Annotated in this window: 7 protein-coding genes; 3 read left to right on the forward strand and 4 right to left on the reverse strand. The window is 34.4% G+C overall.

The features are described from left to right. Positions 1-35: 35 nt before the first annotated feature. From AC2GW8_RS02825 to mnmA, 4 genes are all read right to left on the reverse strand, one after another. On the reverse strand, positions 36-485 hold the full coding sequence (locus AC2GW8_RS02825; RefSeq protein ID WP_440881284.1) for a hypothetical protein: 450 nt from the start codon (positions 483-485) through the stop codon (positions 36-38). Positions 486-665: 180 nt separating this feature from the next. After that, on the reverse strand, positions 666-1,613 hold the full coding sequence (locus tag AC2GW8_RS02830) for an NAD(P)H-dependent flavin oxidoreductase (protein ID WP_440881285.1): 948 nt from the start codon (positions 1,611-1,613) through the stop codon (positions 666-668). A gap of 85 nt (positions 1,614-1,698) precedes the next feature. Next, positions 1,699-3,321 (reverse strand): S8 family serine peptidase, encoded by a 1,623-nt coding sequence (locus AC2GW8_RS02835; protein ID WP_440881286.1) that lies wholly within the window; start codon positions 3,319-3,321, stop codon positions 1,699-1,701. 36 nt (positions 3,322-3,357) lie between these two features. Next, complete coding sequence (gene mnmA, locus AC2GW8_RS02840; RefSeq protein ID WP_440882176.1) at positions 3,358-4,560, reverse strand: tRNA 2-thiouridine(34) synthase MnmA; 1,203 nt, start codon at positions 4,558-4,560, stop codon at positions 3,358-3,360. A 427-nt stretch (positions 4,561-4,987) separates the two neighbouring features. Between mnmA and AC2GW8_RS02845 the strand changes: the two genes are divergently transcribed. Genes AC2GW8_RS02845 through AC2GW8_RS02855 form a run of 3 tightly spaced genes read left to right on the forward strand, consistent with a single transcriptional unit; the run spans position 4,988 to position 14,656 of the window. Then, positions 4,988-8,188, forward strand: coding sequence for a hypothetical protein (locus AC2GW8_RS02845; protein WP_440881287.1), 3,201 nt, complete (start codon positions 4,988-4,990; stop codon positions 8,186-8,188). 5 nt (positions 8,189-8,193) lie between these two features. After that, positions 8,194-14,148 carry a DUF6443 domain-containing protein gene (locus AC2GW8_RS02850; protein ID WP_440881288.1) on the forward strand — a complete coding sequence of 1,985 codons (5,955 nt, stop codon included), beginning with the start codon at positions 8,194-8,196 and terminating at the stop codon, positions 14,146-14,148. Further along, on the forward strand, positions 14,135-14,656 hold the full coding sequence (locus tag AC2GW8_RS02855; RefSeq protein ID WP_440881289.1) for a toxin-antitoxin system YwqK family antitoxin: 522 nt from the start codon (positions 14,135-14,137) through the stop codon (positions 14,654-14,656). Before AC2GW8_RS02850 ends, AC2GW8_RS02855 begins: the two co-directional genes overlap by 14 nt. The last annotated feature ends 92 nt before the right edge of the window (positions 14,657-14,748 follow it).

Here is a 14,748-nt window from a genome sequence, read left to right on the forward strand (position 1 = left end):
TATGCAATATACGTTATAATATAAGAAGGGGGCATTCACCCCTTTTTCTTTTGAAAATAGCTAATCATCAATTTACTTATTACAAAAACAGTAACCATTCCTGTTACGACCAAAAATAATCTCAGAAAATTAATTTCTTGCGAAATCAATTTAGTTTGCTCCAACTCCAAAAAAGCGATACCTAAAAGCGGAACCCTAATTTTGTTCAATAACATTAGCCCTTTAGCATAACTATTAATAAAAAAACCTTTAGACTCTTTATTTATGAGATATGGATTGTTACTATTTAGTGTAAAAAAAAAGTTTTTATCCTTCTTTGTATTCCCTACCAATTCAATAAACAGTGTTTTGTTTTCTTTTTGAAACATCGTATATTTCGTTACCAAGGTGTGCCAAATTGCATTGCTTGCATCAGAAGTAGCACCTATTTGAGAATTATAGTTTAAAGTAATTATTACCCATAAAAACAGCAAAAATGACTTCATAAATAAAGCGTTTTTAATTCTTTTACTAATTTAACACTTTATTCCTTATATTGTAATATCTATTCTAGAATAAGTATTTTCAACTTATTCTCTATAAATAAACTATACTCATAGTATGTAACCAATAAAAAGGTAACCTAGCTATGTTTTGAGCGTCAACCAAAATTTATTTTAACAATTTTATGACACAGAAAACGCTGTTAATTCTTCTTTTACAGAATCAAATTCATCCATTATATCTTCGATAACCGCTTTTGCTGATTTTATTTCCTCAATTACCCCTGCTATTTGGCCAATTTCTAACTCTCCCTCTTCTAAATCTCCTTCAAACATTCCTTTTTTAGCTCTTGCTCTTCCTAAAAGGTTTTTAATCTCTTCAATACTCGGATTTTTTTGATAAAGTTCTTGAATCTGTTCATAAAACTTATTTTTAACCAACCTAACAGGTGCTAATTCCTTTAAAGTTAAATACGTTCCTCCGTCTTTTACTTCAACAATTGTTTTCTTAAAATTATCATGAGCAGAAGACTCCAAAGTAGCAGCAAACCTACTCCCTATTTGTACTCCATTAGCACCCAGCACCATCGCTGCAAGCATTCCTCTCCCAGTTCCAATACCACCTGCTGCAATAACAGGTATTTTTACCTTCTGTTTAACCATCGGTACTAACGTAAAAGTTGTTGTTTCTTCTCTACCATTATGCCCACCTGCTTCAAAACCTTCACAAACCACCGCATCAACACCAGCTGCTTCAGCTTTTAATGCAAATTTGACAGAGCTTACAACATGAACTACCTTGATTCCTTTATCTTTTAAGAATTGTGTCCATGTTTTGGGGTTTCCCGCAGAAGTAAATACTATTTTAACATTTTCTTCTACGATAATATCCATAATCTTTTCAATATCCGGATATAACATAGGTACGTTTACACCAAAAGGACGATCTGTTGCTTTTTTACACTTCTGAATATGTTCACGCAACACATCAGGGTACATTGATCCTGCTCCTATTAACCCTAAACCTCCTGCATTTGATACTGCTGAAGCTAATTTCCATCCTGAAACCCAAATCATCCCTCCTTGAATAATTGGATATTTAATATTAAAAAGTTCTGTTATTTTAGTCATTGTAATTCTTTATCAATTAGCTTTTCCGTAGGTTATCTTGTTCTGTTTTTACAAAATCTGCTACAGTTCTAACTAAATTGACACTCTAATGTTTTAGAAATTTTATTTTTTGAAAAAGTCCTTCTTTTTCTATTTGCAATATATACATTCCTCCTGATAAATCAGACATGTCAATGCTATTCGAAACAGTTTCTTTATCCTTTACAACAACGCCTATAGGATTGATAATAGATATTTTTAAATTAGGCTCATTATAATCAATAAACAACAAATCTTCAACTGGATTGGGGTATGTTTTCAATGTTGTTTTTTCGGTTAAATTAGCGGTACCTAATCCTTTAAAAGCCTGTTCAAAATCGGGTATTCCATATCCATAGTGATCCGTTGGATTTGCATATCTATGAGAAGATTTTCGTACAATTTCCATAACTTCAACAGGCTTTAAATTAGGAAATGCCTGCCAAAAACAAGCTACTGCACCTGCCATAACTGGGGATGAAAAAGAGGTTCCATTCGCGCGGCTAGGTTCGCCTGAATTATAATTGATTATATATACATTCTCTCCATGAGCTACAACATCTGGTTTTACTCTACCATCAGCAGTAGGTCCATAAGAACTAAATTGAGCCATATTTTCTGAAGCATTTACCGCTCCTACTGTAAAAACAGCGGCGGCATCTGCAGGGGCTGATAAGTATTTCCATGCACTACTACCGCTATTCCCTGCGGATGTTACGAGTAACATTCCTCTTGACGCTCCTATCTCTGCTCCTCTTGATATAAAGGTTGTTTTTCCGTCTAAATCATTATACGTATGACTATAATTTCTGTTATCAAATGTAGTATACCCTAGGGAGGTATTTATAACATCTACGCCCAAACTATCGGCTCTTTCGGCAGCTTCTACCCATAAGCTTTCTTCTAGTGGAGTTTCGTTTAAAATATCTTCTGTAATAAAAAGGTAAAATGATGCATCTGGAGCTGTTCCTACAAATTCATTCTCAATATAACCTGCGATATTTGATAATACATGAGTTCCATGACTGTGTGCGCTGTAAAAATTAGGACTTCTATTTACAAAGTCGTACCCTCCTAATATTTTGTTTTGATCTCTTAACCTTTGAAAAGCAGGAAGTGTTTCAACATTTAAAAAACCTCCGTCAATGACAGCTATATGCATGCCCTCACCTGTATATCCTTCTCGATGTAAATAATCTGCATTTAGCATTTTAATTTGCGTACTTGACACACCATAGTCAAATTCAGTTTGTAACGCCTTGAACTTATTTTGATGGTTATTGATGAGCTTATTTTTAGTACTGTTATCTATAGCAACTCTATTCAAACGTTTATCAGCATATTCAATACTTTCAATAAAGTCAAAAGCCGGTAACAAAGCAGCTATCGTTTCTTTCGTTCCTCTAATATGTAAGGCATTTAACCATTTTGAACGAGCCTTTACCGTAATACCGGTAGTAGCATTTATCTGATTGTAATAAGTTACATCAATTGGTACATCTTTTTCATCTAATGAAATTTGCAAGCGATTTCTTCTATCAATGGCACGTTGAGAAAGCATTGCTATGGGATTCGATAAATAAGTGTCTACCTCTGGTTTGTCTTTAAAAAAAATCCAGGCATCTTCTATTTGGGAATGCGTAAAATGGCTCCATAAGAAGGTTAATAAAAAAAGTACATTAGTTCTCATGTCAACTAATGTACTACTTTTTATTTAATTTTAAGGCTAACTAATTACACCAGAACCTATTAATTCTTCATTTTTATACCACGCAACAAACTGTCCTTCTTGAATTGCTGACTGAGCGTTTTTAAATTCTACATACAATCCTGTTTGTACGCTATACAAAGTTGCCTCCTCTAATGCCTGTCTGTATCTTATACGAGCTTCTACTTCCATGGTTTCTCCAGGATTTAAGGCAAGATCTTTTCGGATCCAATGCAATTCATCATTTGCTACAAACAATACATTCCTGTACAAACCTTTGTGATTTTTGCCCTCACCTGTGTAAATTATATTTTCATCTACATCCGTTTCAATCACAAATAAGGGTTCTTTAGTACCGCCTACGGCCAACCCTTTTCTTTGTCCTTTCGTAAAATAGTGTGCTCCTTGATGTTTTCCTACAACTTTTCCGTTTTCTTTTGCATAAACATATTTTTCAGCAAAAAAGGCTAGCTCTTCTTCTTTCGAATCAAAAGTAGGCACGCGTCTATTAAAAGACGCAAAACTATCAGGAATTTGAACAATTTCTCCCTCTTTAGGTTGCAGTTTTTGTTGTAAAAAATCAGGTAGCTTAACCTTTCCAATAAAACATAATCCCTGAGAATCTTTTTTGTCTGCTGTAATTAAATCCGCTTCCTTGGCAATAGCTCTCACTTCGGGCTTTGTAAGTTCACCTATAGGAAATAATGCTTTTGCTAACTGCGCTTGCGATAGCTGACATAAAAAATAAGACTGGTCTTTGTTAGCATCTTTGCCTGCTAATAATTTATACACTGGTTGCCCTTGTACTTGCGTCTCATCTTTTCTACAATAATGGCCTGTAGCTACATAATCTGCTCCTAAACTTAGGGCAATATCCATAAAAACATCAAACTTTATTTCACGGTTACAAAGCACATCTGGATTCGGCGTACGACCTCTCTCATATTCTGCAAACATATAATCTACAATACGTTTTTTATATTGCTGACTAAGATCAACCGTTTGGAAAGGAATATTTAGTTTTTCTGCTACAATCATAGCATCGTTACTATCATCTAACCAAGGACACTCATCAGAAATTGTAACAGAATCGTCATGCCAATTTTTCATAAACAATCCAATTACTTCATAGCCTTGCTCTTTTAAAAGATAAGCTGTTACACTACTATCAACGCCTCCTGAAAGACCTACTACTACTCGTTTCATGTATTTACTATAAATTTCTTTATCCTATTGCTTTGTTTTTACAACTTCAATAATTTTATTGCTGTTACTTAACAACATTTTTTAGTGGATATTTTTAGGAGGACAAATTTACAAATTTGTTTTCGTTTTTAATATTGTAAATATTGATACTCGTATAATTCAAAACAATAATTTGCATATGAATCTGAAAGCAAATACATTTGTAACCGCTAAGAGAAAAAGTACGACCATTATTGCTAATGTATTTCACCTATTTTCTTAGTAAAAAACCTTCCTAACCAAGAGGGTTATTTTAGTTAAAAATTATTGCTATACACCCAAATGCTAGGCAATATGTAGGAATGTTTGTAAATCTTACTTTGCTATGCTATCCATAGGGCTATTTGATAAGAATAAATAAAAAAATGAAAATTAAATAATTGCTAAAACTACAATTACACTTATGAAAAAAACTATTTTAAACAGCTTATTTCTGCTGTGCTTTATTTTAGGCTATGGGCAAGAATTGCCTAGCATAGTACCTCTTTCTCCAGGTGCAGCATCTCTGGCTAAATTTGTAGACACACCAATAAATTATACGAATGGAATTCCAGAAATAAAAATACCTTTTTATACGATAAAAACTAAATCTGGGCTCGAAATACCGATTGGAATAAGTTATCATGCATCTGGAATTAAGGTAAATGAACTTTCAACTCGAGTAGGGTTAGGGTGGAGATTACTTGTTGGAGGAAGTATAGCCGTAACTATTCATAACGGACAGGATGAGAATTTTAATAGAATGTATCCTAACCATAAAAATACACTTAAAGAGTCCTTATCACACTTTGACCTTCTCTCGGGAGAATCTTCACAATTATATTGTCATAGTGATGAAAATTTGAACGCTTCCTACAAGTATGCATTGGACGTAACGGGACTACTTGCTGGGACTTCTCCTAATAACAAAATGGGAGATTCAGAACCTGATATATATTATTACGAAACACCATCAAAGATGGGTAAGTTTGTTTTAGATTCTAAAGGGAAAGCGCATCCAATTCCATATGAACCTATTGCAATAAAGAGAAATGGCTTTACTAACAGGTTTAAAATCACAGATGAGTATGGTAACCAATTTGAATACCATAAAGAGGGGACCAAAACAATTACACCGAACTACTCGCAGTTTTTGAATCCTAACATAGAAGATGAGTTCAAACTTAAAAAAATAAAAACTTCATTAGGAGAGGAAATACTTTATAGTTATACTATTGAAAAATATGAATATAAAAATCTTGAAATTCCAACTGAGTATAAAAATTTAACACGTTGCGGTAATAAGAACTCCCTTAAGGGTCCTGAAAAGACCAATAAGATAGATAGACGTCTTAAAGAAATATCATTTAAAGAGGGATATATTAAGTTTTTTTACAGTGATGATAAAAATTATGAAATAGCCGGCTCTAATGAAAGAAAAGATTTAAAAGGAGCCAGCGCATTAAGAAGAGTAATTGTTTACAATAAGAATCATAATATTATTAAGGATTTTGAATTGGTATATAGTTATTTTGACTCTAATGACGGTGAGAACTCGGATCCAGATAGATATAGATTAAAACTAGATCGAGTTATTGAAAATAACAAACTACCATATGAGTTTATTTATAATAAAACGAAAGGGCCTCATCGCTTATCAAAAAGTCAAGATTATTGGGGATATTATGGTAATTCAAGTGAATTAATTCCTACCATGACTTATCAAGGAGAGTCTCTTGGAGGTGGAGACCGTAGTGTAGACGACGATAAAATTAAGGCGTATTCGTTAGAAAAGATAATTTACCCAACTGGTGGTAATAAACAATTTTATTTTAATGAAGTTTCTTATGAACATAATCAAACTGAAGAATATATTGAAAAAAAATATACTGAAGTTTTTTCAGGAAATGGTCGTCATAATTTCTTTCTTAAAGAGAGTAACGAAAACCTTTATAAAGTCATATTTAATACTGACTGCGTTGTTGAAGATGGGCGTCCGGTTTTTGAACGCTTTTGTCAAGTTGAGTTACAAGATCAATATGGTAATGTTAAATTTCGAACGAATAAGAAGGGCGCCTATCCAATAGAACTTCCAAGAAATGAAATAGGCAAAGAGTATCAATTCATAATTAGTACTTATGATTCCAATAATCCACCTTGTCTTTGCACTGTTGCTTTGGAAAGTACTGAAAAAAAGGAACGAATAGTTTTAAAAAAGACGCAGCTTCCAGGCCTTCGTTTAGATAGAGTTATTAAGGAATCAGAAGATGGTAAGCCTTTAGAAACAAAATTTGATTATCGCATTCCTGGATCAAATAGAATAAGTAATAATACAAAAATTCCAGGATTTTCATTCAGAGAAAAAAGTTTTACAACTAAAGGGAAAAATTTTGATCATATGATTTGGTGCGAATACCTTGTTAGACAAGGATCCCCCGTATGGGAGTATCGTTCAACATACGAATATATAAAAGAGTATGAGGAAGGTAACGGTTTCACGCAATACCATTTTTCTCCTTCTGTTACTACCTATAATAACAGTAATAATTTAAAATTACACACAGGGTTTTCGAGCTTGGGAGGAGGCAAACTTCTATCAAAGGAAGTTTATTCAGAAAAAGGCAAGAAAGTTTTTATAGAAGAATATGACTATTCAATCGATTACTCTGTTAATAAAAGATCCGCTGATTATCTTGAAGGAAACCCAAAGGCTGTCACCTTTGGAATCAGTTTTAACTCACCTGGAACTTGGCAAGAGACATGCTTTGGAATTATAGGTGTACCAACTTATCCAAAGGCTGCCTTCAAATATAATATTTATAATTTCATAGGAGGCTGGGTGAAAAATGATTCTATTCAAAAAACATATTTTTTTTATGATCAGCTAGGAAATCTTAAGGATAAAAAAAAGCAAACGATAAAATATACTTATAACAATAACAATCATTCACAAATAAATGAAATTGAAGCAAGTAACAGTGTGGGAGAAAAGAAAATTACTCAAATAAAATATGCTCACGAATTAAAGGATAGTGTATTAATTTCAGAACATCGAATTGCGATTCCTTTGGAAACTAAGACCTTTGTAAAAGATAAATTGGTGTCTTGGGAAAAAACAGTTTTTGATTATTATCCGAACAAAGAATATTACCTTCCTTGGAAGCTTCAAACTTCAAAAGATGGAGAAACATTGAAGGATCTTAAAGACCGAATCATATACCACAGTTACGATAAAAAAGGAAATCTAACTGAGGTAAGTAAAAAAAGCGGTACTCACATCGTTTATTTATGGGGTTACAATTACACACAACCCGTTGCCAAAATAGAAAATGCTACTTACGCTGAAGTGATGGATGTATTAGATAAAGAAACAAGCGACGATCTTTCGTATTTACAAAGTTTTACCGAAAGAGAAATACAAATTGAAATTCACAAAATAAGAGTTGGCTTAGACAAGGCTCAAGTGACCACTTATACCTACAAACCACTGGTTGGTGTAAGCACAATTACTGATTCTAGAGGAAAAACGGTTTACTATGAATACGATGATTTTAACAGGTTGCAGTTTATTAAAAATTCAGAAAATAAAATTTTAAAGGAGTACCAATACAACTATAAAAATTAACAGCTATGAAAAATATAATAATACTACTAATCACTGGGTTATTTTCGATAACATGTTTTGGTCAATTTGGAAACTCCTTTTTATTTTATGAAGATAAAGATGGTGACGGATACGGTGCTGGCACTGGTTACTTGATTCAGAAAAAGGGATACGTTTCAAACAACTTAGACTGTAATGACAATAACAGGACAGTTTACCCAAATGCCCCTGAAATAATGGATGGAAGGGATAATAACTGTGATGGAAAAAAAGATGAAGGCTTATTTGTTCCAATTCCTCCAGCTCCTACAATTATTCAAAATTGTGGTCAAACAAAGTTAATAAAAGGGGCATCTCCATCTGGAATAATATGGTACTGGCAAAAAACTTATTTAGGAACTGAAAGAGATCATTTTAAAAACCTTCCTTCTACGATTAGTTTAAATAGTGGGAATGAATATTATTTGAGAGCTTATAATACTTCTGCCAAAAAGTGGAGTTCTACTCGTATTGTTAAATATAATGTTAAATTAACGCCTAGTACACCAAGTTCTCCTAAAGTATTTGTTAATTGTGGTAATGCGAAATTAACAAGAGGAAACCCACCCAGTGGTGTTACCTGGTATTGGCAAAGTAGTGCCAATGGTACCAGTACAGCAAATGCTAGTAGTAGCATTACGCGTACTAGTGGTTCTGTATACTATTTACGAGCTAGAAACAATAGCTCTGGCTGTTGGAGTACCATACGAAAAGTAAACTACTCCATAAAGCCTTTACCAGCCATGCCTAGCACACCAACCATTGCAAATCTTTGCGGGAGCTCAAAATTAACCCGTAAAAATCCACCAAGTGGTATTACCTGGTATTGGCAAAGCAGTGCCAATGGCACCAGTACGGCCAATGCGAGCACTAGCATTACCCGTACCAGTGGCTCTGTATATTATTTACGAGCTAGAAATAACAGTACTCGCTGTTGGGGACCGGCAAGAAAAGTAAGTTACGCTATAAAAGCTGTACCCACTGTACCTACTGCCCCCAGTATTACCAGTAATTGTGGAAACACCAAATTAACCCGTAAAAATCCGCCAAGTGGCATTACATGGTATTGGCAAAGCAGTGCCAATGGCACCAGTACTTCCAATACAAGTAGTAGCATTACCCGTACCAGTGGTTCTGTATACTATTTACGAGCTAGAAACAATAGCTCTGGCTGTTGGAGTGCTATTCGTACAATAAACTATACCGTAAAAGCTGTACCTAGCATCCCCAATACACCAACCGTTGCAAATCTTTGTGGAGGCTCAAAACTAACTCGAGGCAACCCGCCTAGTGGCATTACTTGGTATTGGCAAGCTAGTACCAGTGGCACGAGCACAGCAAATGCAAGTAGCAGCATTACCTGTACCAGTGGCTCTGTATACTATTTACGAGCTAGAAATAACAGTTCTGGCTGCTGGAGTTCGGCAAAAAAGGTAAACTACAGCATCCCTCCTACGCCTACATGGTATGCTGACACAGATGGGGATGGTTTTGGAAACCCTAAGGCATCCAAAAAAGCATGCACAAAGCCTAGTGGCTATGTAGCAAATCAGCATGATTATGATGATAGCACTAAACTTATTACGAATATCATGCCTAAAAACTTTTATAGAGATACCGATGGGGATGGTTATGGTATTAGTACTAATAAAGTATACCGAAGTGTTCAACCGAGTGGTTATGTTACAAACGCTTCTGACTGTAACGATGGTAATGCGGTATACCATCCTAAAACTACATGGTATGCTGATACCGATGGTGACGGATTTGGTGATCCAAACAGTGCTAAAAAACAATGCAGTCAACCTCCGGGATACGTGCTAGATTCAAGCGATCAATGCCCTACAACATCAGGTACTCATTTTGGTTGTACAAAAGAAGCAACCTATGCATTACCAAATCTTAGTAATGAAAATTATGTGTTTACACGGGTATATCAAAAAGAAATGTCAACCCCTGTAAGCGCTTCAAATTACCAAAACGTAGCCTTGGGTGACGTGCTCGAAAGTGTTACGTATTTTGATGGTTTGGGAAGAACAAAGCAACAGATAGGAATACAACAAGGAACTGCACAAAGCGCTCCATTGGTAACCAATCTTTTAGCTACTGATTGGACCTTAGGTGCCGGAGGCACCCCTTTTTACAATCAAAACGGTAGTACTTCGGAAAATCAAAGAATCTTAGGAGCCAGTCCAAAAGGAACCAAAGAAATGTTATGGATGTGCGGAAATGATGCAGCAAGCAATGCAGATGGCGGCTGGAATACTGATTATATAAATGTAGATAAAACCAAAGTGTACCGTTATACCGTTTGGGTAAAACGTACCGGCAATCAAGAAGGAACTACCTACCATGGAACTCAAATTGTTAATAATTTAAACGGTACAGAAAATAAAAACCCATACTTCTGGCATGGTGATTTACCCCAATTAAATGAATGGTATTTGTTGGTCGGAATCATTCACCCTGCAGGTTACACTGGTGCTGACACAGGCGTAAGTGGTGTGTACGATCGTACTGGTAAAAAAGTACTAGATGGTGTTGAATTCGAATGGAGAACAAACACTACAAAATCAAGGTTTAGAAGCTATTTATACTACACTACCAATGTTGCAACCAACCAATACTTTTGGAATCCAGTAGTAGAAATTATTGATGGTTCTGAATTAAGCATTAACAGTATGGTAGGTGCACTAAATACTCCCCCTTCTGATATTGTAACACACGTAGGATATGACGAATTTGGAAGACAAGATAAAGAGTACCTTCCTTATGCAGCCGTTAGTAGCAATGGAAGCCTACATGCCAATGCTAAGGTAGCTACTCAAAAATATTATAAAGAACATTATGCTAACGATTTTTCTGGCATTACAGCACTTGATGAAATAAATGCTTTTTCGCAGAAAAACTTTGAGGCTTCCCCTTTAAACAGAGTATTACAACAAGCCGCTCCAGGAAAAGATTGGCAGTTAGGTAGCGGCCATGAAATAGCTTTTAATTATGAGACCAATACAAGTAATGAAGTAAAATTATTTAAAGTAAGCGTAACAGAACGTACAGCGCAAGGGGTAATAACCTACGTCCCTGCCCTAGCCAATGCGAACCGTAACTCATATGCAGCAGGCACTTTGTTTAAAACAATTACTAAAGATGAAAATCACGATGGAACAGCTAGTAAATTGCATACTACAGAAGAGTTTAAAAATAAGCAAGGTCAGGTAATTTTAAAGCGTACATATGCGAAGATAAATGGAGCCGAAGTAGCTCATGACACCTATTACGTATATGATGATTACGGAAATTTAACCTATGTACTGCCACCTAAGGTAACCACACAAGATGGAACGGTGTCTGCTACTGAGCTTTCAGACTTATGCTACCAGTATACCTATGACGATTCTAATAGATTGGTAGAAAAGAAACTACCAGGAAAACAAAAAGAATACATTGTTTATGACCTACTTGATCGGCCGATATTAACCCAAGACCCTAATTTGAAAAAAGCCAACAAATGGTTATTTACCAAATACGATGCTTTAGGAAGAGTTATTTATACTGGAACAAGTAATACAAATACCTCGAGAATCGACTTGCAGAAAAAGGCTAACGAAACACGTAATAGCTTATTTGAAAGTATACAGCAAGCTTCATTAACTATAGGTGCCACTGCCCTGTACTACAGTAACAATGCAGTGCCTCAAGAAGCTAGCGAAGTATACACTATTTCATATTACGATGCATATACCGATGTACCGGCAGGATTTAGACTTCCTCAAAAAACTACTTTCAATACGCCCATTACAACCAATGTAAAAGGCTTAACTACAGTAACCAAAGTAAAAGTACTGGGCACCAATCAATGGATACATACCGTAACTTGTTATGATGAAGAAGCACGACCTATTTACGTGTATAGTAAAAATGACTTTTTACAAACCATTGATATTGTTGAAAGTCAATTAGATTTTGTTGGAAAAGTAAGGCAAACAAAAACCACGCATAAAAAAGGAAGTGAAAATGCCATAGTTACCTTAGATACATTTACCTACGATCATGCAGGGCGAATGAAAAAGCAAACTCAAACTATAGGAAACCGAACAGAACAGGTAGTTGCAAACACCTATGATGCTTTAGGACAATTAACTGAAAAACAAGTAGGTGGAACCAACAGAAATCCGTTACAAAAAGTAGACTATGCTTACAATGTTAGAGGGTGGTTAAAAAATATCAATGCAGATGCTCATAATGACAATGATTTATTTAACTTTACCCTCAGGTATAATGATATTGATCAGGTGAACAAGCGTTTATATAACGGAAATATTGCACAAACAAACTGGGCTACTGCAAGTGTAAATGACACGCAGAACCCCGTTAGCAATTCTTATACCTATAGCTATGATGCGTTAAACAGAATTACCACAGCTTCAGGAAGTAACACCTCAAATTACAATGTTTCAGGAATTACGTATGATAAAAACGGAAATATTTTAACACTTAATAGAAATGGTTGGCAAAATAAAGAGAGTTTTGCTAATATGGACCGATTAAAATATACCTACAATGAAAATAATACAGGAAATAAACTTATTAAAGTAGAAGAACTTTCTGGAGGAAATAAAATTTTTGGTTTTAAAGAAGGTAGTAATTCAGGAAATGATTTTGTTTATGATGACAATGGTAACATGATTAAAGATTTAAACAAAGGGATATCTAATATTACTTACAATCACTTAAACTTACCAACAAGGGTAACTATTAACGGCAAGCACATTGATTATGTGTATGATGCCAGTGGTGTAAAGCTTAGAAAAAAAGTAGAAAATACCACCACAGATTACGCAGGTAATTATGTGTATAAAAACAATACTTTAGAGTTCTTTAACCACCCTGAAGGTTATGTAACCAAAGACAATACTGGCTTTAAGTATGTGTATCAATACAAAGATCATTTAGGAAACGTCCGATTGTCTTATACTGATAAAAATCAAAACAACAGTAATATTACTGATATAGAGATTATTGAGGAAAGTAATTACTATCCCTTTGGACTTAAACACAAAGGGTATAATAACAACATCTCATCCCTTGGAAATAGCACCGCGCAGAAGTTTGGGTATAATGGAAAAGAGCTTAATGAAGAGCTTGGTATACAATGGTACGACTTCGGTGCTAGAAATTATGATGCTGCTTTAGGTAGATGGATGAACCTTGACCCTTTAGCTAACAAATACTATAATTTGTCTCCATATAATTATACAGCAAATAACCCTATCTTATTCAAAGACCCTGATGGTAGATATATTGATATTTCAGGACTTAATGAAAACCATAAAGTAGCATTTAAGAAGTTTCTAGGAACTAAAGAAGGTCAAAGGTTTTTGATGTTATATGGAAGTGCTGGTCAGGATGTTCTTGGTTTTAAAGTTGAGAAAGATGGCAAATATTCAAGACATACTATTTGGTATCAATCTAAGAAAAGTCAATGGGGTACAAATAAAGGAGGGATGACTATTCCTTACTCTGTCTCTAAAACTGGAAGATCCACTAGGATGCCACTATCTAAAAATATGACTAGTAGATTGTCGTTCTTAGTTTTAATTGGTCCAGGAGAAAAAGACGATGAAGCTCTAGAAACCATTGCCCATGAAAGTTTTCTACATGTAGAGGAAAGAAGTAAGAAATTTGATTCTCTCATAGATAAATTTTTAAGTGGTGGTTACAAGGATACAGCCAAAAATAAAGGAACTAGTGAGGCATTCCAATTTACTTTAGATTTAACGGAGTTACTTAATAGTGATGAAGAAACTAAGGAAGAGCATAAGTTCTTTGTTAATGGAAAAAGTGTGTCTTATGAGAACTTCGTTAAAGAGTTAGGTTCATTGTTTAAGAAACATTCAGATAAAGAAAAAGAGAAAACCAAGAAAAATGAAAATAAATAAAACTTTTTTTAGTCTTTTAGTTGTATGCTTTTTATTAAAATCGTGTACTCCTAATCAAGATAATGATGAGCATAAGATTGATGTTTTAAAAAGCACTCACAAGAATGGTAAGTTGAAAGATGTATCTTGGGTGACTGCGGGAAATACCGAAGGTAAATCATATTTCTTTAAAGATAATGGAGAAATATATGCAGAATTTAATTTAAAAGGTGGTTTTAAAAATGGGAAAGCAATAACCTATGATAAAGGGTTAGTTTTAAGTGAGGAAAACTATCTTAATGATAAACTTAACGGTGATGCGAAATATTATGATAATGGAAAATTGGAGATAGATGGTTATTTTCGAGATGATTTAAAAGTTGGAATTTGGAACTATTTTTATAATACTAAATTAGTATTATCAGAACTTTACGAAAGAGGTAATTTACAACAGGTTATTTATAAAGATGTAAAACATTTTGAAAATATTAAAAATATTCCTCCTAAAGCCCCGCAAATTGAAATTTAGTGGTCAGCGTAATGGCAATTAGTTAAAGGAAATTTAAATAAAAAACGGTACTATAAAAACCATTTGCAATGGCGGGTAGTAAAGTTTAAAAA

The sequence above is a fragment of the Tenacibaculum profundi genome, assembly GCF_057162725.1.

What these genes read in the sequence shown, in the direction of transcription:
- AC2GW8_RS02825 (WP_440881284.1), bottom strand. Translation starts at nt 485, where the DNA reads ATGAAGTCATTTTTGCTGTTTTTATGGGTAATAATTACTTTAAACTAT.
- AC2GW8_RS02830 (WP_440881285.1), bottom strand. Translation starts at nt 1,613, where the DNA reads ATGACTAAAATAACAGAACTTTTTAATATTAAATATCCAATTATTCAA.
- AC2GW8_RS02835 (WP_440881286.1), bottom strand. Translation starts at nt 3,321, where the DNA reads ATGAGAACTAATGTACTTTTTTTATTAACCTTCTTATGGAGCCATTTT.
- AC2GW8_RS02845 (WP_440881287.1), top strand. Translation starts at nt 4,988, where the DNA reads ATGAAAAAAACTATTTTAAACAGCTTATTTCTGCTGTGCTTTATTTTA.
- AC2GW8_RS02850 (WP_440881288.1), top strand. Translation starts at nt 8,194, where the DNA reads ATGAAAAATATAATAATACTACTAATCACTGGGTTATTTTCGATAACA.
- AC2GW8_RS02855 (WP_440881289.1), top strand. Translation starts at nt 14,135, where the DNA reads ATGAAAATAAATAAAACTTTTTTTAGTCTTTTAGTTGTATGCTTTTTA.